The organism is Calothrix sp. PCC 7507, assembly GCF_000316575.1.
GTDB lineage: Bacteria > Cyanobacteriota > Cyanobacteriia > Cyanobacteriales > Nostocaceae > Fortiea.
This window is the reverse complement of sequence record NC_019682.1, coordinates 314,891-336,630: the sequence shown is the minus strand read 5'-3', so window position 1 is coordinate 336,630 and position 21,740 is coordinate 314,891. Positions and strand designations below refer to the sequence as shown.

Below are 21,740 nucleotides of genomic sequence, written 5' to 3'. Positions count from 1 at the left end.
TCAAATCGCACTGTCAGCCACCACAAGACTGAATTGTTGTCTCCTAGTACATTTGCTGACTGTGGTTTATACCTAATTTACTATAATATAGTTAGCTAAGATTAAATAAATTTGTAACCATAGTCTCAAAGCCTATTTTACTCTCAATTCCCAACTCCCGACTCCTGAATTCTCCTGTATGCATCTACATATAGCGGTTTTCATTCAAATGCGGTACAACATCATATCGCGAGTTGTAGTAGCACAGCACTGCCGTGACCTTACGAGTGTACTGATCAACAAGCGATATTAATGTATAAGCAAAAAGAAGTATGTTTGGAGTTAAATCGTGCGAAAACATCGACTCATTTACATTTTTTGTGCAATTAGTCTAGTTAGTATAATAAGCTGTGCCGTTGCTTGGAAGCGATCGCCCAGAGTTAGTTGTTACCCACAGGGGTTTGTGTCCTCATCAAATGGTGAAAAACTCTACACATATCCTGAAAAAATTGTAGTTAAACCTTGGCGTGGTCAGCATCATGTCTACGGTATATTTATGGTTCCCAACGGATCTGAAAGTGATAGATTAGTCACGTTAACAGTATCAGGAAATAAAACTTACTGTGGAATACTTCAAGATGTTGACACCACCTCTTATCAAGATATTCATACTAAGCCAGGATATTCTTTAATGAAGGGATACTTAAACACACGGCTGGCTGTTTACTTGATCATGCAAGGCAAAAAAGACCAGTTAAAACAACCTAATAATTGGAAATTAGGTTATGTTGAGAAGAAGTAGAGACGCGATTAATCACGTCTCTACAAGGTCATACTAATATTCCGGCAATACAAGCAGTAATAAAACCTGCCAGTAAACCGCCAATCATCGACTTTACACCCATGCGGGCTAAGTCACGCTGGCGGTTTGGTGCCATACCTGCAATACCACCAATAGTAATTCCAATAGAGCCAATATTGGCAAAATTACACAAGGCATAAGTCGCAATAATTGTTGCTCTTGGAGAAATTTTGCCACCCTCAATTAATGTTTTTAAATCCAAGAAAGCGATAAATTCATTGAGAATTGTCTTTGTTCCCAATAACGCCCCTACTTGGCCACAATCAGCCCAAGGCACACCCATCAGCCATGCTACAGGAGCCATAACAAAAGACAAAATCCACTGCAATGATAGCTGTGGCAAATTAACCAGCGCCCCCAACCAACCCAACAACGCATTCACAGCCGCTAGTAATCCTAAAAAGGCAATAATAATCACCCCCACATTTACTGCTAACTTCACACCTTCAATTGCGCCTGTAGTAACGGCATCAATTACATTGATATAATTAGTTTTGACATTTATTTTGGCTTTCTCAGCAGTTTCAGATACTTCTGTTTCTGGATAAAGTAATTTTGATACTACCAAGGAGACAGGAGCAGTCATAAAGAAAGCCGCAATTAGGTGTTCGGCTGGGATACCAAACGACAAATACGCCCCCAATACTCCACCCGCAATTGTGGCAAAGCCACCAGTCATCACAGCATGAAGTTCCGATTGCGTCATTGTTGCTACGTAGGGTTTAACTATCAGGGCTGACTCTGTTGGCCCCAAAAATATATTACCTGCACAAGATAAAGATTCAGAACCCGATGTTTTCATCGTCTTCATCATCACCCAAGCTAGCCCATTCACGACTCGTTGCAAAATACCGTAGTGATACAACACATTGATAAAAGACGAGAAAAAAATAATTGTGGGGAGAACTTGAAAGGCAAATAAATGATCTTTAAAATTTTCTCCAAAGACAAATTTTGCACCAACATCAGAAAATGCCAAGAAATTACTGACTATATCACCTAGAGATTTAAATATTTTCAAACCCCAAGGAGTCTTTAAAATTACCAGTGCAAATATAAACTCTAATCCCAAACCCCACACTACCGTTCGCCAACGTATAGCGCTGCGATTGATAGAGAGGGCGTAGGCTATACCAACAAAAACTAAAATTCCCAGCACGGAAATAACACGTTCCATATTGTCATTTGTTATTTGTTATTTGTCATTGGTCATTTGTTATTTCTCCAATACCCAATCCCCATTCCCTTATTTCCTTTTAGGAATAACCTGTCTGATTCCACTTTTAACACCAACAGTATCACCTTTGTAACGAGGGATGATATGAATACTTGCGTGCAAAATATTTTGACCCGCTTCTCTGTTGATGTTCATGCCAACATTAAAGCCATCAGGTTTAAATTCTGCCAGGAGAATTTTTTGCACTTTGTTTACCATTAACCAGCAAGCAGATTGTTCTTTAAATGGTAGATCAAAATAACTGCTAACATGACGTTTAGGAATAACTAAGACATGTCCTCTACTGATGGGATAGCCATCAAATATAGCATAAGCAGTTGCTGACTCAGTTAGTAATTTAAGATATTTATGGGGATTGCAAAATATACAATAATTAGATGAATTCCGTTGATGATTGTAATGAATATACTCGTATAGCTCGCGACTTTCGTCTGAAAGAATTGAAGTAAAAGGAAGTTTTACAATACACTGATAGGTAGGCTTTTTGTGGACATAATGTTCTCTAAAGCCTTCTTTCTTAATATCTCTTCTCACTGCATAATAAGCCTTGCCTCCTGGTTTTAATAAGTGGGATACTTCCATAAGAGTATTAGCTTGTTCTTCAGGAAACAAAACATTTAACACATAAAAGCAAATTATAGTATCGAATTTATCTTCAGGATATTCAGGAAAATAATAAGGGTCATAGCCTGTGATGTCATAGCCTTTTTGGCGTAGTATCTTCACATCATTGCCAAAGCCACACCCGAAGTCTAGTATTTTACCTTGAAGCAGGTTTTGATTTAATAAAAACTGTGCAGGAAATGACAGGTAATTTCTTTCGATCGCTGTAAGATGACTGAACTGATTTTTTTGTTGTTGCATGAAATTTTGGTGCAGATGTCTCCCCTGCGGTTAGGTGCATATTTCTACCGTCTGGGGAGTCGCTGATGGCTAAGATAGTTATTATAGTGATCCTTTGGGCGATCGCCTCAGGGTCAACACCTAGCAGCACGTTGGTGTTCGCTACTCTACAACAGCAAATTTCTCTATAAATCGCTATAGTTTTGCTGAGTTTTCAGGAAGTAGCCATGTTAGAGTACAACCTGCCGAGGTACTTGCCCTCAGCCGAAGAACCACCAGACTCTGACAAAACCTATTTTGCTCAATCTCAGCAGTCTCAAACTTAACTCTTAAGTGGTAATACGTAAGCAAGTGTCAGTATAAGTACTGAAAAACCAGTTGGCTCTAAGGTTGTTTAGGCTAAATGTCTGTTAGCTAATATAAAATAGGCAATCAAAACTAGGAATAGCTTTGTGTAACAATTAAAAAACGAGGTGAGCGATCGCGCTGCTAACTATTCCGTAAATACCCTGATTTTCTAATTTCCCCTCTAAATAAATTCAGCATTAACACTGTTACGCAGACTTGGGGTTTTGAGCAAAACTGCAATCATCCAGTTTATTAGGGTAAATTTATGACAAACCCTGCAACGCCGGTAATCCGAGTCAATCTGGAGATGGCAAAAGAGGTAGCTCTCAAGTGGGAGAGAGCCTCATATACCGAACTCAGTGCCTATTGTTTGGAGATTTTGCGGGAGATAGGATGTTCCAATATCGAACTCCCAGAAAACTTACAAAGTCGTGAGCAGCAGCTAAATTTCATCACAGGTTTTGCATCTTATGCTTTCGGGGAGGTATTAAATTAAATGTTTGAACCATTAATTGAAGATAATTTTGATGAGATAGAAAATGTAAAAGAGGCTACTTTGCCGGCAACTCATGGGGATTTATTGAATTTAATGCAAAAGTTTTCCGGCTCTGAAACCCCCACCAAAGTTGTCATGCAGGCTATAGCCATTGCTACTTATGATCGTGCATCTGCTTTTCGCTACGCCGATAACTATCTAGATATACTCAAGAATAAGAAGAAGCGGAAAAAGTTGATTTTGCTAGACTCTGTGCCGAAGTTTTCTATGAATCTAAGATATGTGGATTCTTGGAATTAGCAGTAGAGACTAAACGGGAAATGACACAGCATTGGCTGGGTGAAAAAATGATTTTCACATTGAGCCGATACCTCAACCAGATATATACTCATTCCTCTTTGCCTGTCGATTCTCCCGTTCTCAAAATATTAAAGTTTAAGTTTCTGTTCTAAATTTATTGATTTGGCTAAATATGCAGTTCTGCTTGCTAGGCATTTTACTGGATTGCAACTAAAGATAACTTATAGGCGATCGCACTTTCAGGATAGTTGAGCATCAGTGCAAAGAAGAGACTGAGAAATTCTGGAAACAGGTAACAAAAGATGCCGTCGTGTTCACGCCAATACTAGCTTTGCTACTTTAATACTCGTTGGCAATTGTCAAAACTCAGTAAATTTAGTTGCTATCCACGTCCGTCGTATTTTTCCTCTTTTGGACTGTACTCTATTCGCCAAATCTTGATAGTCTTGTCATAACTCCCGCTAGCAAGGGTTCTGCCATCTGGGCTAAAGGCGACTGATTTAACAGAGCTGGAATGCTCAGTAAGGGTGCGGATTTCCTTTCCAGTCGCCACATCCCACAGTTTGATAGTCTTGTCATAACTCCCGCTAGCAAGGGTTCTGCCATCTGGGCTAAAGGCGACTGAATTAACAAAGCTGGAATGCCCAGTAAAGGTGCGGATTAATTCTCCTGTCACTGCATCCCACAGTTTGATAGTCTTGTCATAACTCCCGCTAGCAAGGGTTCTGCCATCTGGGCTAAAGACAACGGATGTAACATCATCGGAATGCCCTCTGAGAGTATGAAATTCTCGTCCAGTAACTACATTCCACAACTTGACAGTATCGTCAATACTCCCACTGGCAAGGACTCCGCCATTTGGGCTAAAAGCAACAGAATTAACATCTATAGAATGCCCTTGGAAGGAGCGAATTTCCTCACCAGTCGCCACATCCCACAGCTTGACCGTGTAGTCCGTACTTCCACTGGCTAGGGTTCTGCCATCTGGACTAAAGGTAACAGAATTAACCCTAAAGGTATGGTTTGTGAGGGTGCGGATTTCCTGCCCAGTCTCTACACCCCACAGTTTGATCTGCCGGGAACTATCCCCGCTAGCAATAGTTTTGCCATCCGGGCTAAAGGTGATAGAAGTAATATCGTAATAAGGATATGAAAGAGTGCGGATTTCCTTTCCAGTATTCACATTCCACAGTTTTATAGTGCTGTTGTAACCTCCACCTCCGCCAGCAAGTATTTGTACTTTAGGTTCGGGGCTAAAGGTGAGAGACCGAACCGAGAAGTATGAATCTAATTGCCAGGTATTAACTAAGGTAATTCCTGAGATTACTGGAGTCAGACTTGGTTGAGGAGAATTAATCGGTTGTGGTGTAGATACAAAAGTTGGGCTGGGTCGTGGTGCATCTCTATTCACAGGAGTACGAGATTGCCAAAACAAAAATCCTGCAAATCCAAACAAAACACCAGCACCCCATAACGCTAGATTATTTGGTTTTAATGGTGGTGGTGGCGGTGGTGGCGGTGGTGGCGGTGGTGGTGGATTTAAAGCTTGTAAAACTGCTGCTGCTGATGCATAACGCTGGTGATAGTCTTCTTGCAGCAACTTATCTAAAACCCGCTTCAATTCCCAACTCACAGGTTGTTGCAAATGCTGTCGCCAGTTATTCACCCAGCCATAACCTTGACGCTTCCACAACTCCCACGGGTGAATTCCAGTCAGCAAATGAAAGCAGGTTGCACCGACACTATATAAATCACTGGCGGGATAAATTCGCCCTGCTTCCATTTGTTCCAGCGATGCATATCCAAAGGAGCCGATTCTTGTTCCCTGTTTCGACATCACCGTTGCTTTAAGTGGCTTCGATGCTCCAAAATCTATCAACACTAACTTATCGTCAGTCCGACGACGAATAATATTCTCTGGTTTGATATCCCGATGAATTACTTTGTGTGCGTGAACATCAGCAAGAATATTCAACAAATCAACTAAAACTTTTCGTGTCTTTTGCTCGTTGAAAATTCCTAGCTGTTGTAATTCAACCAATAAATTCTGCCCGTCGATAAACTGTTGTAGCAAATAGAGGCAATTATTTTCCTCAAAATACGCTAACAAGGTGGGAATTTGCGGATGTTCCCCTAGTTTTTGCAGTTGTTTTGCTTCTTGTTCAAATAGTTCTGTGGCTTTTTGTAGTGCGGCTGTTCCTTGAACTTGCGGCGCAAATTGTTTGATAACGCACTTTTCATTTAGCTTATCTATATCTTCTGCCAAATAAGTTTTACCAAATCCCCCACCACCTATTGATTTGATGGGACGATAGCGGTTTCTCAGCACTACTAAAGGTATTCCACAGTTAGAGCAAAACTGTGTGCTATCGGGATGAGGCGGATTGTGGCAAGCTGGGTTGAGGCAGCAGGTCATAAATGTGCTGATGTTGGCAGATATGCTCGATTATCGCCTAGCTACAAGTTATTGCCAGTAGAAACGACAAAATAAAAGTTAAGACTTACTCATCCAAATTTACACCCATTTCTCTAAGCTTTTGCGCCAACTGTTCAACCCTCTGTTCTGCTAGTTCCCTTTGTTGAAGCTCCTGCTCTAACAATAACTCTGCTTGTGCTGCTCTTTCTTCGCCAGTCAGCAATAAATTCCCTTGCTCATCCCACCAACGCAACCAGGGCAATTCTACATTTTGATAACGACCTGACCAAATACCCAACTCTACACCAAGAGCGTTGATTGGGTAATGTCCGCGTTCGTTTGCTGGCACTAATTCATAGTGGTCTTCTATTAAGTGATACACTTCCACGCGACTAGAGCGCACTTCATATATTATGGAAACTTCCGTTCTCGCACATCTACAGCATAATCCTGCACAGCTTTGGTAATCGTCTCGCGCAGATTTGTATAAACTTTCGCGAATGGCGGCTGCTTTTGGGAAAGTCCCAGGACATCAGCCGTAACTAATACTTGACCATCACAATGTACCCCCGCACCAATACCGATTGTGGGAATCCGCAGTTTTTGCGTAATCTGCATTGCCAAATCTGCGGGGATATGCTCTAATAACATGGCGAAAGCACCTGCTTGTTCGAGAGCGATCGCTTCTTGTAAAATTCGCTCACTAGCTGCTTCTGTCTTACCCTGTTGTCGTAAACCCAGTTGATGGACTGCTTGGGGTGTCAAACCCACATGTCCCATAACTGGAATTCCCGCTTTCACTAAACGAGCCACAGTCTCCACCATTTCCGGATAGCCACCCTCTAACTTCACCCCTTGCGCTCCAGTCTCTTTTAATACTCTGCCGGCTGAATGTATCGCTTGTGGGATGCTTTCTTGGTAAGTCAAAAACGGCAAATCAACTAGCATAAAAGCGCGCTTCACTCCCCGACGCACAGCTTTAGCGTGGTAAATCATCTCATCAAGAGTAATTGGCAGTGTTGTTTCATACCCCAGCACTACCGCCATAGAGTCACCCACAAGGATTAAGTCTACACCAGCGGCATCGAGAAGTTGAGCGATCGCATAATCCCAGGCAGTCAACGCTACGATGGCGCGGCCTTGTTGTTTCCATTGAATTAATTGCTGGGTAGTAACTGCCATTTTTTGAGTGATAAGTGCTGAGTAATGAGTGCTGAGTCAGGAGTCAGGAGATGGGAGTTAGGAGATGGGAGTCAGGAGTTATTTCTTTCCTCTCTCTGCCCTATGACGCCACTTGCTATATGCCGGGAAACCCGTCCACCGCAGTGGCTCCCCCATGCCCCATTCCCCATGCCTTATTTAACAGCACGACTAAAAGCAAGATGGGGTTGGGCGCTGCCTAATTTGGGCATTAACCAAGCCAAACCTTCACTAGTACCAATCCATAATTTATTACCAATATCAGGGGACAAAGCAAGTACCCGACTGGAAGGAAGACCAGCAACTTCGTCTAACACAGATCCTGTATTTGGATTTAATCGTAACAAACCATTGTTAGTACCGACCCAGATACTACCATCTTTAGCAAAACGTACCGCCGTCACGTTACGTCCCCGTAGGGCTGTTACAGACCGCAGCACAGCACCCGTTTTCGGATTAATCACTAATAAATTATTCGGCATAGCCGCCCAAATTAAGCCTTCTGGACTAATTGCTAAAGCTTGTACAGTTGTCCCCGGTAAATCAGCGATACGCTTGATAATCAAAGCATTAGCAGTATTAACTCGCACCAATCCATCGAGAGTACCCACCCAAAGTTGACCTTCAGCATCTAAGGTGAGAGCATTAGCGCTGACCCCAGGTAGATTTTTTAATGTTGTCATAATTAAGCCTTGGTCTGGACTAATCAGAGCTAAACCGCTATCAGTTCCAGTCCACAAATAACCTCGTTTGTCAAGCAACAGTGACAATACCCGTTTGGAAGGCAAAAATAAATTTTGCGCTGTGATTTCGCTAGTGCGAGGTTCTACCCGGATCAATCCCCCATAACTTCCCACCCACAAACGCCCCACTTTGTCTTGGGCTAAAGCACTAATTGTGACATTTGGTAAACTTACGCGACTGATAATCTTGCCTGTTTTGGGGTCAATCCGCGACAATCCCCGCCCATAGCCGACCCAAAGATTACCCGTAAAATCCCCCAGTAAGTTACTGACACGATAATCTGTTTCTACCGAATGTTCTTGCGTTTCCCGCTGGTCTGGTAAGGGGGCTACTCGTGGTGGTGGCTGAGAAGCTGGGTAAGATGGTGCTAACTCAGATGGTTTAATACCAGGGTTTTTTGCTGTCGGAACTGGATTATCAGTTTTTTGCGCCCTCACCGGATTTGTAATGGACACAATCCCAATACTTGGTAGAGTGATCAACCCCACCAAAAAAGCAGTCATCAATACGCTAGTACGCTTGCAAAACAATACCACGGTTACATTTCCTTTAAAAACAGTACCCATTGCCTAAATTGGCTTAGGGTTAATTTCAGTGTTCCCCTTGGTTGTATGTTTTAAACGTCAAGCACAATTTTTCTGTCGCTCAAGCAAAGATGAGGCAGATGAGGGAGTGCGGGGAGATGAGGGAGTGCGGGGAGATGAGGAAGACAACAAAAATAATCAATACCCCATTACTCATTACTCATTACTCATTACTCATTACTCATTCCCCAATCCCCAGTCCCCAATCCCCAGTCCCCAATCCCCAGTCCCCAATCCCCAGTCCCCAATCCCCAGTCCCCAATCCCCAATCCCCAATCCCCAATCCCCAATCCCCAGTCCCCAATCCCCAATCCCCATGCCCATACAAGAGACTTTGTAAACTATTTGTAACAAAATGTTTAAAACTTTATGTAATAACAAATTTAAATAAATAAGTTAAGAAGTTTCAAAGAATAACTTATTGATTTCTTGATATATTGTGAGACAAGTTACAAATTACGTGGTGTGCAATTTTTGTCTTGCGCTTACCACTCTTTTTGGCCTGCCCCAATTAAAATTTCTCTCAGTGTATTGCGTGTAAATCTAGGAGATGTGCAGCTAGTCTACATACCTGGAAGTTTCTAAAGCAGATTATGAGTAAGAACCAACCTTCCTATTTAGAGAGGCTTGGTGGGGTGGAAAAATTTTAGAGTTGTGCGAAGTAGAGACAAAAAGAGTTTTTATACCTAGGACGAAGGCAAATCAGAGATATACAGTCGTGTACCTCGAAAAATCAAGGAAACTGGTGATCATGTCTTTGATACCTCACCAAAAGTTCCCTAGCAAAAACCGCTACCCTTGGCCATTAGGTAGACCCTAACAAAAAATCTCTGGAGTTTTCCCCTTTCAGCAGGGGAAGAAACAGAGTGAGGGGAAACAGCACATAACGTGATTTGATTAAGTAATTAAAGTGTGACTTCTTGGAAGGGAATTTATGTCTTACGCTCAAACGAAGACTCAGTCAAAATCTGGGTATCAAGCCGGGGTTAAAGATTACAGACTAACTTATTACACACCTGATTACACACCTAAAGACACAGACCTGTTAGCGGCATTCCGCATGACACCCCAGCCCGGAGTTCCCCCAGAAGAGGCTGGTGCTGCTGTGGCGGCTGAGTCTTCTACTGGTACTTGGACAACCGTGTGGACAGACTTGCTCACCGACCTAGATCGCTACAAAGGTCGTTGCTACGATATCGAACCAGTTCCCGGTGAAGACAACCAGTATATTTGCTACGTTGCCTATCCTTTGGACTTGTTTGAAGAAGGTTCTGTAACCAACGTATTGACCTCTATCGTCGGTAACGTATTTGGTTTCAAAGCCTTGCGGGCGCTGCGTTTGGAAGACATTCGCTTCCCTGTAGCTTACATCAAGACTTTCCAAGGACCTCCCCACGGTATCCAAGTTGAGCGTGACAAGCTAAACAAATATGGTCGTCCTTTGCTGGGTTGTACCATCAAGCCCAAATTAGGTCTATCTGCTAAGAACTACGGACGCGCGGTATACGAGTGTTTACGCGGTGGTTTGGACTTCACCAAAGACGACGAAAACATCAACTCAGCACCATTCCAAAGATGGCGCGATCGCTTCTTGTTCGTATCAGAAGCCATCAACAAAGCCCAAGCCGAAACCGGTGAAATCAAAGGTCACTACCTAAACGTCACCGCCCCCACCTGTGAACAAATGTTGCAACGGGCTGAGTTCGCTAAAGAACTCAAACAGCCCATCATCATGCACGACTACCTCACTGCCGGCTTCACCGCCAACACCACATTGGCTCGTTGGTGTCGTGATAACGGTATCTTGCTGCACATCCACCGGGCGATGCACGCGGTAATTGACCGTCAAAAGAACCACGGTATCCACTTCCGTGTATTAGCTAAAGCCCTACGCTTGTCTGGTGGTGACCACATCCACACCGGTACAGTAGTTGGTAAGTTGGAAGGTGAGCGTGGAATCACAATGGGCTTCGTTGACCTATTGCGTGAAAACTATATTGAGCAAGACAAGTCTCGCGGTATTTACTTTACCCAAGACTGGGCTTCTCTACCTGGCGTAATGGCAGTTGCTTCCGGTGGTATCCACGTATGGCACATGCCCGCATTGGTAGAAATCTTTGGTGATGACTCCGTGCTGCAGTTTGGTGGTGGTACTCTGGGACACCCTTGGGGTAACGCTCCTGGTGCTACAGCTAACCGCGTCGCTTTGGAAGCTGTTGTACAAGCGCGTAACGAAGGCCGCAACTTGGCTCGTGAAGGTAACGATATTATCCGCGAAGCTGCTAAGTGGTCTCCTGAACTAGCTGTTGCTTGCGAACTTTGGAAAGAAATCAAGTTCGAGTTTGAAGCAATGGATACCGTCTGATAATTTTAGATTTGCGATTTTGGATTTTAGATTAATCAAAAATCCAAAATCCAAAATCTAAAATTCATAAGGGCTGGGGTCAAGCATGAATCTCAAGCAAATTGCGAAAGACACAGCCAAGACTCTCCAACGTTATCTGACCTATCAGGCACTGAGGACGGTACTGGCACAGCTAGGTGAAACCAATCCACCACTGGAGCTTTGGTTACATAACTTTTCCGCTGATAAAATTCACGATGGAGAAGCTTATCTTGAGCAACTGTTCCGGGAAAAACCAGATTTGGCATTGCGGATAATGACTGTCAGAGAACATATCGCCGAAGAAATCATCGAATTCTTACCCGAAATGGTTCGCACTGGCATTCAGCAAGCCAACATGGAACAACGCCGCCAGCATCTAGAACGCATCACCCGAATAGATACATCAAACCCCAGTCTGCAAGCAGAACAGCAAAGCATTGCTGAACCAAACAATGAACAGTGAATAGCGATCGCTTTTTAACTGATAACTGAATAACTGTTCATTAATAACTAGTGTCAATCGCAACCCATTATCACAAGCCATGCAAACTTTACCAAAAGAGCGTCGTTACGAAACCCTTTCCTATCTTCCCCCCCTGACTGACGCTCAAATCGCCAAGCAAGTACAGTACATCTTGAATCAAGGTTACATTCCAGCGATCGAGTTCAATGAGACCTCTGAGCCAACAGAATTGTACTGGACAATGTGGAAGTTGCCTTTGTTCGGCGCTAAATCTACTCAAGAAGTACTGAGCGAAGTCCAAGGATGCCGTTCTCAATTCAACAACAGCTACATCCGTGTAGTGGGTTTTGACAACATCAAGCAGTGCCAAGTTCTCAGCTTTCTTGTTCACAAACCCAGCAGATACTAAAAGTTGGCAATCTGTAATTAATGATGGGGCAGATTAAGTAATTTATCTATCCCCACATATGAGAGGTAGAATCATCTACCTCTTTTGTTTATTGACTAATAAAGCACACAAATACTTACAAAACCTCATATTTTTTTGGCTACACCACTGTGTCTTAAGAATTCAAAGACCAGGGTTTTTATGCAAAATGAGCGAATCAAAAGTAGTTGTCAGCACACCATCACCTCGTACTCGCCAAAGTCTGGCTGCAGATTTGTGCGATGCAGGTTTAACACCAGGTATAAACCTGATAGTACACTCTTCTCTCAGTTCACTGGGATGGGTATGTGGCGGTTCAGTCGCAGTGGTTCAAGCTTTGATGGATGTGATTACGCCAGCAGGAACTCTGGTAATGCCTACCCATTCTAGTGATTTGTCTGAACCAGCTGCATGGCAAGCGCCACCAGTCCCTAGTGAGTGGTGGCCGATAATTCGTGAAACCATGCCAGCTTTTGATCCAAAGGTGACTCCTACAAGAGGTATGGGTAAGATTGCGGAAACTTTCCGAACTTGGGAAGGCGTAGTGCGGAGTTCTCACCCAGAGGTGTCGTTTGCGGCTTGGGGAAAGCACGCCGAAGAAATTATCTCAAATCACTCCCTTGACAACTCCCTAGGGGAAAATTCACCATTAGCGCGTCTTTATGAGTTGAACGCTTCGGTGCTATTGTTAGGAGTTGGATGCGATCGCTGTACCAGTTTTCATCTAGCTGAGTATCGGGTTGGTCGAACACCGCAAGTTAACAGGGGTGCGCCAATTCTGGAAGCAGGAGTGCGAGTCTGGAAAGTTTACAAAGATATTGAGTTTAACGATCACTGTTTTGTAGAAATAGGCGCAGCTTTTGAACAAACTGGTCAGGTCAAATTCTCTACAATTGGTTCTGCCAAAATAAAATTATTTTCTATCAGAAATGGTGTTGATTTTGCAGTTAATTGGTTGACAACTAATTATAGGCAAACTGCTCAATCAAATAATATCTAAACTTCTAGTCATAATTTTAGGTTTGATTAGGCAAGACACAAGTAATGGATACTATATCTCTACCAGAAATCAGAATTTGTTTTTTTGGTGACTCCTTCGTCAACGGTACTGGGGATTCTGAATGTCTTGGTTGGACAGGTAGAATATGCGTGAATGCTAATAAAAAAGGTTATGACATTACTTACTATAATTTAGGTATTAGGCGAGATACGAGTACTGATATAGCAAAACGTTGGTTACAGGAAGTATCTCTTCGTTTACCAAAAGAAAATGACGGGAGAGTTGTGTTTTCTTTTGGATTAAATGACACAAGCATAGAAAACGGTAAACCTCGTGTTGAACTGAAAAAATCAGTCGAAAATACCTACAATATTTTGAGTGTGGCTAAACAGTTATATCCTGTTTTACTAATTGGACCAGCACCATATGCAGAACAGGAAGACGCTGGAAGAAGACAGAGAAATACTGATTTATCTCATCAATTGGCTGTAGTTTCTCAAGAACTAGATGTGCCTTATTTAGATGTATTTCCTATATTGGAAAAATCAAGAATTTGGATAGATGAGGCCAAAGCAAATGACGGTGTACATCCACAAGCAGGGGGTTATACAGAATTTGCCAACATAGTAGAAAATTGGGATGGTTGGTTGAATTGGTTTTCTCACTAGAAGATTTTAAATTTAATTTAGTATCAGCGATCGCCTCAAATCTACTAGAAAGATCAGTTTAGCTATACTAGACACAAAGACATTCCTTTGAGGAATCTGCTCATGACAGCATCAGTCAAGAAAAATGTACCTATCCCATACTTAGAAAGTGGCGATAGACTCACCCGCCACGAATTTGAAACTCGCTATCATGCCATGCCAGATACTAAAAAAGCAGAACTTATAGAAGGAGTCGTCTACGTGGCATCACCATTGCGTTTCAACAGTCATGGCAAACCTCATGGGAATCTCATCGGTTGGTTGTGGACTTACAAAGTTTCCACTCCTGGTGTTGAGTTAGGCGATAACTCCACAGTGCGTCTAGACTTAGACAATGAACCTCAGCCGGATGTCGTGCTGTTAATCGATGAAAGCTTAGGTGGACAAGCACATATTAGTGACGATGACTACATTGAAGGCGCACCAGAATTAGTTGCAGAAGTTGCAGCTAGCAGTGCTGCAAATGATTTATATGACAAGAAAAAAGCCTACCGTCGCAACGGTGTAAAAGAATATATTGTTTGGCAGAGTTTGGAAAATAAACTCGATTGGTTTAGCTTGCAAAATGATGAATATGTGTCATTAGAACCGGGTGCAGATGGAGTGATCAAAAGTCAAGTCTTTCCCGGTTTATGGTTAGATGTACAGGCGTTATGTGCAGACGAAATGACACAAGTTTTAGTAGTGCTACAAAATGGTTTGAACTCCCCAGAACATCAAGTATTTGTGCAGCAGTTAGCAAATCATTCTTAAGCAGTAAAAATTAGAAGAAGATTTTTGATGCATATCCAATTCGGCGTTTGTGGTAGATAGCGCCTCAAATATACTAGACATCTCCGAAAATGATGAAAGCTTCTATTTCACTAGCGTATAAGATATAAATGCAATCATAAGAAATTAGCGATATGTACGATAAAATCGGACTTAGAGATGTTAATTATTGATAAATCAGCAAAAATATTGAGTAATGTGCGTTGATTCTAGTTGGGTGGTATCACCGATATTTGTGATGGTAATATTAGCGTTCCAATTCGGAGTCTTACTAGTCCACAAATGGCCAAAATTACTGGCTCATACTTATGAGGATTTAACCTAAATCGTTCTTGGACAACTCGAAAGATTTTGACTGATCTAATGCGATGTTCCACAAATATTCGTTTAGCTGAAAATGCTTTGTTTTGTGCTTTTTGTTCAGGTGTTAATTTGCGGTTCTTAGGTTTTTTAATGGGAGTTGTAATTAAATCTTCTCCGATGTAAGCTTTATCTCCCTTGAATCTTTGTTTGGGGTCAAAGTTATCACGATATTCCCGGAATAAAGTTATATCACTTTTAGGACCCGGTTTTCCCGCCACAACATCAACAATGTCTTTACCTTCTGGCAAGATAATCATTTGACTTTTAAATGTATGATTACTCTTCTTAGCTGAATAATATTTTTCTTGTTCTTTATTATCTCCAGGTCGCTCCCTGACTTGTTCATAGCTATCTACTATTAATTCATATTCTGTCAGGATTTCTTTGACTATTTCATAGTCAGAAGCGTTTTTTTTTACTTGTTCAAGTAAGCTAGATGGCAGCAACTCTCGCAAGTTAGGCAACCAATAGTTAAACGTATCGTTAGCGGTAGACTCACTTACTCCAAACTGGATACCTAGCAGTTGAAATGTTGTCATATGCCTGAGATAGACCAAGGTTAAAATTATTTGTTTTTTCACAGATAATTTAGGTTTTCGACCTCCTCCTCCCGCAATAAGTCTGACTTTCTTCGCTTCTACGGTCGCTTGCTTTTCATGATGTAGCCGTTCCGCATTTTCGATTAGTTGTTGTAACTGTTCATATTCCAGACCTATTAACCTCTGTGTTTCTTTTGGATTTTCTTCAATGTATTTCAGTATCTCACTCATTTTTTTGTGTCAAAAAACTTATTATGATTTTCTTTTACCACAAAATATACTATTTTGGAGATGTCTACTAGAAACATCAGTTTAGCTATACTAGACACAAAGACATTCCTTTGAGGAATCTGCTCATGACGGCATCAGTCAAGAAAAATGTACCTATCCCATACTTAGAAAGTGGTGATAGACTCACCCGCCACGAATTTGAAACTCGCTATCACGCCATGCCAGATACTAAAAAAGCAGAACTTATAGAAGGAGTAGTATACGTGGCCTCACCCTTACGTTTCAACAGTCATGCTGAACCTCATAGTTTATTAATAGTTGTCTTCGGCACTTATATGATTATGACCCCAGGTGTCAGAATCGGCGATAATGCCACAGTACGTCTAGATTTTGACAATGAACCCCAACCTGATGTTGTGTTGTTAATTGATGAAACATTGGGCGGACAAGCACATATTAGTGACGATGACTACATTGAAGGCGCGCCAGAATTAGTTGCCGAAGTTGCAGCTAGCAGTGCCGCGAATGATTTATATGACAAGAAAAAAGCCTACCGTCGCAACGGTGTAAAAGAATATATTGTTTGGCAGAGTTTAGAGAATAAACTCGATTGGTTTAGCTTGCAAAATGGTGAATATGTATTATTAGAACCCGGTGCAGATGGAGTGATAAAAAGTCAAGTTTTTCCTGGTTTGTGGTTAAATGTGCAAGGGTTACTTTCAGGAGAAATGACGCAAGTTTTAGCAGTGTTACAAAATGGTTTGGACTCCCAAGAACATCAAGTATTTGTGCAGCAACTATCAAAGCATTCTTAAAAAGTAGTTTTTTAGATAAAATGATTTCAATAAAAAAAATAACATATGCCTAGCAAACATACAGCTATTGATCCTCCTAATTTACCTCCATCTGAAACAATGGATAAGGGTATAGCAGATAACCAGTTATATGAATTAGAAAGCTATAAAAATGTACATTTGTCAAATTGTCAGCTTGAGGGAACTAAAGGAGTAGATTTTCAGTATGCATACTTTGATAATGTTAAAGCCATAAATACGTACTTTAAAAAACTTACTCTACAAGATGTTAAAATTGATAAAAGTGATTTTGCTAATACTGAATGGGAAGAAGGTTCAGTTAATAGAGTTGAGTTTATTAACTGTAGGTTATTGGGATTTAAAGCAATAAAGTCCAGATTAAAAAATGTTATTTTTAAAGGCTGTCAAGGGCAATTAGCACAATTTAATTTTAGTAAGTTTGAGCATGTTTTTTTGATAATTGTATCCTTGAAGATTCAACGTTTGTAGAATCTTCTATAACAAATGTAAAATTTATAAATTGCCAAATGAATAATGTTATCCTTGCTGATGCTAAATTTAAGAATACAGATTTTCGAGGTTCTAATATAGAAGGTTTACAAATTAATATAAGTCAGCTTAAAGGGGCAATTTTAGATCCATTCCAAGCTGCTTATATTCTGCAAAGGTATGCAAATGTAATAGTTAAAGCTGTTGATGAAGAAACGACGGACAACGCATAAAAAATTAGTAAATAAACTTCGCCCATTTTGAAACCTGGAGTAGTGCGTGTATCTTGCCCGCTACTACATTCGGGAGCAAGATGCTCCCACTAGTTTTAAAAACTATAAATAATTTTACTGATGCCGTTACCCTACAGTGTATCCCAATTGGGTAGCGCTCCTTTTCTAGGAAAAGATAAATAAACAATCATCCCCAAAAAAACTTAACATTAGTTCTAGCTATCCCTAAGCAGAACCCATGAGTTACTACATTGCTCCTCGCTTTCTCGATAAACTTGCTGTCCACATCACTAAAAATTTTTTGAAGCTTCCTGGTGTCAGAGTTCCCCTAATTTTGGGGATACATGGACGCAAAGGTGAGGGAAAGACTTTTCAATGTGAGTTAGTCTTTGAAAAAATGGGTATTGAGGTGACTCTGATATCTGGCGGAGAATTGGAAAGTCCAGATGCAGGAGATCCAGCGCGGTTGATTCGGCTGCGCTATCGGGAAACCGCAGAATTAATCAAAGTGCGCGGTAAGATGTGCGTGCTGATGATTAATGATTTAGATGCGGGTGCGGGGCGCTTTGATGAAGGCACTCAATATACTGTGAATACCCAGTTGGTAAACGCCACACTGATGAATATTGCTGATAATCCCACAGATGTGCAATTACCTGGCAGCTACGATTCTACGCCTTTGCATCGTGTGCCGATTATTGTTACGGGTAATGATTTTACCACTTTATATGCACCATTGATTCGTGATGGTCGGATGGAGAAATTTTATTGGGAACCTGACAGGGATGATAAGGTGGGGATTGTGGGGGGGATTTTTGAGCCGGATGGACTTTCAAGAAAGGAAGTAGAACAGTTAGTTGATACTTTCCCTCATCAATCCATTGACTTTTATAGCGCTGTGCGATCGCGTATTTATGACGAACAAATCCGCAACTATATTCATAAAGTAGGTTTTGAGCAGGTATCCTTGAGTGTGGTTAACAGCGTTGAAGGGCCACCAGAATTTAAAAAGCCAAATTTCGGGCTATCTCACTTAATCGAGGCGGGTAACTTGATGGTGGGTGAACAAAAACGGGTAGAAAATTCCCAGTTGGTTGATGAGTACAACCGACTCAACAGAGGGAGAAATCGTCAAGCTAGAACCCCTGAACTTGCAGCACCAATTAGTCAACCATCAACTAATGGGTTTCAACAACCACAGAATCCGAGTCCACATTTAACCCTAGAAACACAAGAACAAATCAGACAAATTTTGTCTCAGGGTTACAAAATTAGCATTGAACATGTAGATGAACGCCGCTTCCGCACAGGTTCTTGGCAAAGTTGTCTAGATACCCACATCGATGCACACTCAGATGCTATATCGGCTTTAGAATCATGTCTAGCAGAATACAGCGGTGAATATCTGCGTTTAGTGGGGATTGATCCCAAAGCCAAGCGGCGGGTGATAGAGACAATTATTCAGCGTCCAAATGGCAAAGGTGGCTACTAAACACGGACAAAATCCCCGCCCAAAAGGAGACGGGGATTTTTAATTCTAGTATGATGTGGCTAAAATAAAGCTACCTAACCCAAGTTGGTATAAAGACTAAGGTAGGATTTCGACCTGGAATTGAGAATAGGGATCAATAGCATCCTTTGCAGCTTCAATGGGATTTTTGCCACCATTGCCGCCATAATTAATGCGACTGAGGAACTTACCGTTATCTGCCTGTAAAGCGACTTTACCACCATCCAATACTTTCACATTGAATTGGGAATAGGGATCAGCATCAGACTTGGCAGCTTCAATTGCATTTCTACCACTATTGCCGCCATAATTAATGCGACTGAGGAACTTACCAGTGTCTGACTGTAAAGCAATTTTATTGCCATCTAGGACTGTCACCTTAAATTTAGAATAAGGATCAACAGCATCTTTTGCAGCTTCCGCAGGATCTACACCGCCACGATTAATCCGACTCAGATACTTGCCAGTATCAGAACGCAAGGCAATAGTATCACCTGTTTTGAGGCTGACTAAAGGAATAGATTGGGCAAAAGCGTTGCCGGCAAAACCAAATGCCAGCGAAACTACTAAAAAAGCAGCAACAACAGGCTGTATAAAACCAGCAATGATTTTTTTAATGCTAGACATGTTCAATACCTCAGTACGTGAATTAAGTACTCGTTGGAACTAGATACAGTGTGACTATTTCAACCCAGTATCGACAACCGAAGTTTAGGAACTTAACTAACGAAGTTAAGAATTTTTAGCTATCAGTTTCTAAAATCCTTGACTAGCAAGCTTTTGAGATATCGCCAGTTTATCAAAACATATGCTTGAACTCGCCTAATATTCGGACAAGTTTTTATTTTTGGGCAAAATAATCAAAATTTTTCTTTAATTAAACGTGAGTTCGACGGAACCTAACCCCAATCCCTTCCCTTGTAGGGAAGGGGCAAAAAATCTACAACTTGGTACGAAAAAATAAGCTTTTTAAGCCTCTCCCTGCTTCGGCTACGGTGTATACACAAGTGATTTAATCACCCCAAAACCTTTAAAAGTAGTGGCGTGGCAAGCCTTAAATGTTGCAAAAAAAACCTTAAGTTTCGTAGGTTGGGTTGAGCAACGAAACCCAACATTTTGCGGGGTTTGTTGGGTTGAAGCTTTGTGAAACCCACCAGATATCAGAATGTTGGGTTACGCAAAGCCTCCACCCAACCTACGTCTAATGCACTTCGGGGCTAATTCTTCCCCTATTGCCTATTTGCCTTCTTGCCTCGCGCTTGGTGAATGAATTTTTTTGGATGTTGATTTACTATAGTGACTAGTTTGCTAAGATACCTCACATAGTTAGTTTCGCCAGACTAGACATGTGTTTATAAACACAATAGGCTTGTGATGAATCAACAACAACCGAAACGTAAACGTGGTGTAATTCTCACCGATCAAGGATTTCAGAAACTGCACACGGCTAAATGCCAGGCAGAAAGTCAGGAAAACTCAGATCAGCGTTACACGTTGGAACAACTAAGCTTACGCACTGGCTTAGATCCAGATACCTTAATGAAAGTATTTCGTTGCCAAGTTGGAGTAGATCAGCGAACCCTTAATTATTGTTTCCAGGCTTTTAAGCTGCGGTTGGAACAAAGTGATTATCAATTACCGCCTACTGGGAACTCCATTCCGAATCCAGAATCCCAAATTCCCAACTGTATTGATTGGGATGATGCACCAGATGTATCTATTTTTTACGGACGCAGAGCGGAATTAGGAACCCTGGAACAATGGATCATTGGCGATCGCTGTCGGTTAGTGACGCTGTTAGGGATGGGTGGAATCGGTAAAACTTGGCTATCAGTGAAACTGGCTACTCAAATTCAAGAACAGTTTGAGTTTGTGATTTGGCGCAGTCTCGGCAATGCACCACCAGTCAAAGATATGCTAGCCCATCTGCTCCAAGTTTTCTCAATTGAGCCATCAATTCATTTACCGGAAACTGTAGAAGGTAGAATTTCCCTGTTGATTAATTATTTCAAGAAATATCGTTGCTTGTTGATATTAGATAATGCAGAGACAATTTTAAAAGAGGATTTATCTAATTTTGCACATGGTTGCTATTGTTCAGAATCTGAATTTTATAGTCAATTTTTTAAACAAGTGGGAGAAACATCCCATCAAAGTTGTTTAATGCTAACAAGTAGGGAAAAGCCAAATCAAATTAAGCGAATGGAAGGTAAAAAATTACCCGTTCGCGTCTTTCATCTACAAGGTTTACAGGCAAATGAAGTACAGGCAATATTTAATACCAAAGGTTATTTTTGTAGTTCTAACATTGAGTGGAATCAGCTAATTGAGCGCTATGCAGGCAATCCATTGGCATTAAATATTGTCTCTACTACTATTCAAGAATTATTTGATGGTAGTATTGCCGAATTTCTTAAGCAGGATGTAGTAGTTTTTGGTGAGATTTATCATCTTGTGAAACAGCATCTTAATCGTTTATCAGAGGTAGAAAAGAAAATTACACACTGGCTGGCAATTAATTACCAGCCAGTTTCATTTTCAGAACTGCGATCGCAAATATCCACGTTAGTATCACCACAACAATTACTAGAAGCTTTGGAGTCTCTACAAGAACGCTCTCTAATTAAAAAAACTTCGTCGCAACTGATTAATAAAAATGCTACTCTTTTCTCGCTATCACCGATGATTAGAGAATACTTGACTGAGCAATTAGCGGCTAATAAAATCAGCCTAAATATCCAATTTAGTAAGCAGCATCAAACTATCCCTCAGGTGCTACGCGAGAAATTATGAATTA

At 41.3% G+C, this 21,740-nt stretch carries 22 protein-coding genes and 1 pseudogene; 15 read left to right on the top strand and 8 right to left on the bottom strand.

Annotation, left to right across the window (positions count from 1 at the left end; all coding sequences use genetic code 11):
- Positions 1-328: 328 nt before the first annotated feature.
- Positions 329-781, top strand: coding sequence for a hypothetical protein (locus CAL7507_RS01555; RefSeq protein ID WP_015126656.1), 453 nt, complete (start codon positions 329-331; stop codon positions 779-781).
- A 28-nt stretch (positions 782-809) separates the two neighbouring features.
- Here CAL7507_RS01555 and CAL7507_RS01550 read toward each other — a convergent pair whose 3' ends face one another.
- Both CAL7507_RS01550 and CAL7507_RS01545 read right to left on the bottom strand, forming a co-directional pair.
- Positions 810-2,018 carry a NupC/NupG family nucleoside CNT transporter gene (locus CAL7507_RS01550; RefSeq protein WP_015126655.1) on the bottom strand — a complete coding sequence of 403 codons (1,209 nt, stop codon included), beginning with the start codon at positions 2,016-2,018 and terminating at the stop codon, positions 810-812.
- A gap of 69 nt (positions 2,019-2,087) precedes the next feature.
- Positions 2,088-2,942: an HIT family protein gene (locus tag CAL7507_RS01545; RefSeq protein WP_015126654.1), complete on the bottom strand. Its 855-nt coding sequence runs from the start codon at positions 2,940-2,942 to the stop codon at positions 2,088-2,090.
- Positions 2,943-3,534: 592 nt separating this feature from the next.
- On the opposite strand from CAL7507_RS01545, the gene CAL7507_RS01540 reads away from it, so the two are divergent.
- Both CAL7507_RS01540 and CAL7507_RS01535 read left to right on the top strand, forming a co-directional pair.
- The gene (locus CAL7507_RS01540) at positions 3,535-3,765 is read left to right on the top strand and encodes a hypothetical protein (protein ID WP_015126653.1); all 231 of its coding nucleotides are present in this window, start codon (positions 3,535-3,537) and stop codon (positions 3,763-3,765) included.
- Positions 3,766-4,065 carry a hypothetical protein gene (locus CAL7507_RS01535; RefSeq protein WP_015126652.1) on the top strand — a complete coding sequence of 100 codons (300 nt, stop codon included), beginning with the start codon at positions 3,766-3,768 and terminating at the stop codon, positions 4,063-4,065.
- Between the two features lie 382 nt (positions 4,066-4,447).
- On the opposite strand, the gene CAL7507_RS01530 is transcribed toward CAL7507_RS01535, so the two are convergent.
- The 4 genes and pseudogenes from CAL7507_RS01530 to CAL7507_RS01515 all read right to left on the bottom strand — a co-directional run bounded on the left by CAL7507_RS01530 (position 4,448) and on the right by CAL7507_RS01515 (position 8,991).
- Positions 4,448-6,481 carry a serine/threonine-protein kinase gene (locus CAL7507_RS01530; protein WP_015126651.1) on the bottom strand — a complete coding sequence of 678 codons (2,034 nt, stop codon included), beginning with the start codon at positions 6,479-6,481 and terminating at the stop codon, positions 4,448-4,450.
- Between the two features lie 85 nt (positions 6,482-6,566).
- Positions 6,567-6,893, bottom strand: a pseudogene (locus CAL7507_RS01525) (Uma2 family endonuclease); the annotation flags it as partial.
- Complete coding sequence (gene panB / locus CAL7507_RS01520) at positions 6,893-7,663, bottom strand: 3-methyl-2-oxobutanoate hydroxymethyltransferase (RefSeq protein ID WP_015126650.1); 771 nt, start codon at positions 7,661-7,663, stop codon at positions 6,893-6,895. The pseudogene CAL7507_RS01525 and the gene panB, both read right to left, overlap by 1 nt.
- Positions 7,664-7,836: 173 nt before the next feature.
- Positions 7,837-8,991 carry a two-component regulator propeller domain-containing protein gene (locus tag CAL7507_RS01515; protein ID WP_015126649.1) on the bottom strand — a complete coding sequence of 385 codons (1,155 nt, stop codon included), beginning with the start codon at positions 8,989-8,991 and terminating at the stop codon, positions 7,837-7,839.
- Between the two features lie 28 nt (positions 8,992-9,019).
- Here CAL7507_RS01515 and CAL7507_RS32140 point away from each other — a divergent pair, with 28 nt between their 5' ends.
- From CAL7507_RS32140 to CAL7507_RS01485, 7 genes are all read left to right on the top strand, one after another.
- Positions 9,020-9,349 carry a hypothetical protein gene (locus CAL7507_RS32140; protein ID WP_015126648.1) on the top strand — a complete coding sequence of 110 codons (330 nt, stop codon included), beginning with the start codon at positions 9,020-9,022 and terminating at the stop codon, positions 9,347-9,349.
- Between the two features lie 594 nt (positions 9,350-9,943).
- Complete coding sequence (locus CAL7507_RS01510) at positions 9,944-11,374, top strand: form I ribulose bisphosphate carboxylase large subunit (protein WP_015126647.1); 1,431 nt, start codon at positions 9,944-9,946, stop codon at positions 11,372-11,374.
- Between the two features lie 85 nt (positions 11,375-11,459).
- Positions 11,460-11,858, top strand: coding sequence for a chaperonin family protein RbcX (locus CAL7507_RS01505; RefSeq protein ID WP_015126646.1), 399 nt, complete (start codon positions 11,460-11,462; stop codon positions 11,856-11,858).
- Positions 11,859-11,937: 79 nt separating this feature from the next.
- On the top strand, positions 11,938-12,267 hold the full coding sequence (locus tag CAL7507_RS01500) for a ribulose bisphosphate carboxylase small subunit (RefSeq protein WP_015126645.1): 330 nt from the start codon (positions 11,938-11,940) through the stop codon (positions 12,265-12,267).
- 187 nt (positions 12,268-12,454) lie between these two features.
- Entirely contained in the window at positions 12,455-13,285 is an 831-nt protein-coding gene (locus CAL7507_RS01495; protein ID WP_042341142.1) for an aminoglycoside N(3)-acetyltransferase, read from the top strand.
- Positions 13,286-13,329: 44 nt separating this feature from the next.
- Positions 13,330-13,953, top strand: coding sequence for a GDSL-type esterase/lipase family protein (locus CAL7507_RS01490; RefSeq protein WP_015126643.1), 624 nt, complete (start codon positions 13,330-13,332; stop codon positions 13,951-13,953).
- 102 nt (positions 13,954-14,055) lie between these two features.
- On the top strand, positions 14,056-14,745 hold the full coding sequence (locus CAL7507_RS01485) for a Uma2 family endonuclease (protein ID WP_015126642.1): 690 nt from the start codon (positions 14,056-14,058) through the stop codon (positions 14,743-14,745).
- Between the two features lie 227 nt (positions 14,746-14,972).
- Here the strand turns inward: CAL7507_RS01485 and CAL7507_RS01480 are convergent, their stop codons facing one another.
- Complete coding sequence (locus tag CAL7507_RS01480; protein WP_015126641.1) at positions 14,973-15,896, bottom strand: transposase family protein; 924 nt, start codon at positions 15,894-15,896, stop codon at positions 14,973-14,975.
- Positions 15,897-16,021: 125 nt separating this feature from the next.
- On the opposite strand from CAL7507_RS01480, the gene CAL7507_RS01475 reads away from it, so the two are divergent.
- From CAL7507_RS01475 to CAL7507_RS01460, 4 genes are all read left to right on the top strand, one after another.
- Positions 16,022-16,711 (top strand): Uma2 family endonuclease, encoded by a 690-nt coding sequence (locus CAL7507_RS01475; RefSeq protein WP_015126640.1) that lies wholly within the window; start codon positions 16,022-16,024, stop codon positions 16,709-16,711.
- 45 nt (positions 16,712-16,756) lie between these two features.
- Positions 16,757-17,200, top strand: coding sequence for a pentapeptide repeat-containing protein (locus CAL7507_RS01470; RefSeq protein WP_042341141.1), 444 nt, complete (start codon positions 16,757-16,759; stop codon positions 17,198-17,200).
- Positions 17,176-17,433 carry a pentapeptide repeat-containing protein gene (locus tag CAL7507_RS01465; protein WP_083862859.1) on the top strand — a complete coding sequence of 86 codons (258 nt, stop codon included), beginning with the start codon at positions 17,176-17,178 and terminating at the stop codon, positions 17,431-17,433. The genes CAL7507_RS01470 and CAL7507_RS01465 overlap by 25 nt, the downstream gene beginning before the upstream one ends.
- Positions 17,434-17,671: 238 nt before the next feature.
- The gene (locus CAL7507_RS01460; RefSeq protein WP_015126639.1) at positions 17,672-18,925 is read left to right on the top strand and encodes a ribulose bisphosphate carboxylase small subunit; all 1,254 of its coding nucleotides are present in this window, start codon (positions 17,672-17,674) and stop codon (positions 18,923-18,925) included.
- Positions 18,926-19,021: 96 nt separating this feature from the next.
- Here CAL7507_RS01460 and CAL7507_RS01455 read toward each other — a convergent pair whose 3' ends face one another.
- Positions 19,022-19,570, bottom strand: a complete 549-nt coding sequence (locus tag CAL7507_RS01455; protein WP_015126638.1) for a hypothetical protein — start codon at positions 19,568-19,570, stop codon at positions 19,022-19,024.
- Positions 19,571-20,317: 747 nt separating this feature from the next.
- On the opposite strand from CAL7507_RS01455, the gene CAL7507_RS01450 reads away from it, so the two are divergent.
- Positions 20,318-21,736, top strand: coding sequence for an NB-ARC domain-containing protein (locus CAL7507_RS01450; protein ID WP_015126637.1), 1,419 nt, complete (start codon positions 20,318-20,320; stop codon positions 21,734-21,736).
- The last annotated feature ends 4 nt before the right edge of the window (positions 21,737-21,740 follow it).

Excerpts from the sequence above, each read along its gene's own strand:
- CAL7507_RS01550 (WP_015126655.1), bottom strand. The coding sequence starts at position 2,018 with ATGGAACGTGTTATTTCCGTGCTGGGAATTTTAGTTTTTGTTGGTATA.
- CAL7507_RS01545 (WP_015126654.1), bottom strand. The coding sequence starts at position 2,942 with ATGCAACAACAAAAAAATCAGTTCAGTCATCTTACAGCGATCGAAAGA.
- CAL7507_RS01540 (WP_015126653.1), top strand. The coding sequence starts at position 3,535 with ATGACAAACCCTGCAACGCCGGTAATCCGAGTCAATCTGGAGATGGCA.
- CAL7507_RS01535 (WP_015126652.1), top strand. The coding sequence starts at position 3,766 with ATGTTTGAACCATTAATTGAAGATAATTTTGATGAGATAGAAAATGTA.
- CAL7507_RS01530 (WP_015126651.1), bottom strand. The coding sequence starts at position 6,481 with ATGACCTGCTGCCTCAACCCAGCTTGCCACAATCCGCCTCATCCCGAT.
- panB (WP_015126650.1), bottom strand. The coding sequence starts at position 7,663 with ATGGCAGTTACTACCCAGCAATTAATTCAATGGAAACAACAAGGCCGC.
- CAL7507_RS01515 (WP_015126649.1), bottom strand. The coding sequence starts at position 8,991 with ATGGGTACTGTTTTTAAAGGAAATGTAACCGTGGTATTGTTTTGCAAG.
- CAL7507_RS01510 (WP_015126647.1), top strand. The coding sequence starts at position 9,944 with ATGTCTTACGCTCAAACGAAGACTCAGTCAAAATCTGGGTATCAAGCC.
- CAL7507_RS01505 (WP_015126646.1), top strand. The coding sequence starts at position 11,460 with ATGAATCTCAAGCAAATTGCGAAAGACACAGCCAAGACTCTCCAACGT.
- CAL7507_RS01500 (WP_015126645.1), top strand. The coding sequence starts at position 11,938 with ATGCAAACTTTACCAAAAGAGCGTCGTTACGAAACCCTTTCCTATCTT.
- CAL7507_RS01495 (WP_042341142.1), top strand. The coding sequence starts at position 12,455 with ATGAGCGAATCAAAAGTAGTTGTCAGCACACCATCACCTCGTACTCGC.
- CAL7507_RS01490 (WP_015126643.1), top strand. The coding sequence starts at position 13,330 with ATGGATACTATATCTCTACCAGAAATCAGAATTTGTTTTTTTGGTGAC.
- CAL7507_RS01485 (WP_015126642.1), top strand. The coding sequence starts at position 14,056 with ATGACAGCATCAGTCAAGAAAAATGTACCTATCCCATACTTAGAAAGT.
- CAL7507_RS01480 (WP_015126641.1), bottom strand. The coding sequence starts at position 15,896 with ATGAGTGAGATACTGAAATACATTGAAGAAAATCCAAAAGAAACACAG.
- CAL7507_RS01475 (WP_015126640.1), top strand. The coding sequence starts at position 16,022 with ATGACGGCATCAGTCAAGAAAAATGTACCTATCCCATACTTAGAAAGT.
- CAL7507_RS01470 (WP_042341141.1), top strand. The coding sequence starts at position 16,757 with ATGCCTAGCAAACATACAGCTATTGATCCTCCTAATTTACCTCCATCT.
- CAL7507_RS01460 (WP_015126639.1), top strand. The coding sequence starts at position 17,672 with ATGAGTTACTACATTGCTCCTCGCTTTCTCGATAAACTTGCTGTCCAC.
- CAL7507_RS01455 (WP_015126638.1), bottom strand. The coding sequence starts at position 19,570 with ATGTCTAGCATTAAAAAAATCATTGCTGGTTTTATACAGCCTGTTGTT.
- CAL7507_RS01450 (WP_015126637.1), top strand. The coding sequence starts at position 20,318 with ATGAATCAACAACAACCGAAACGTAAACGTGGTGTAATTCTCACCGAT.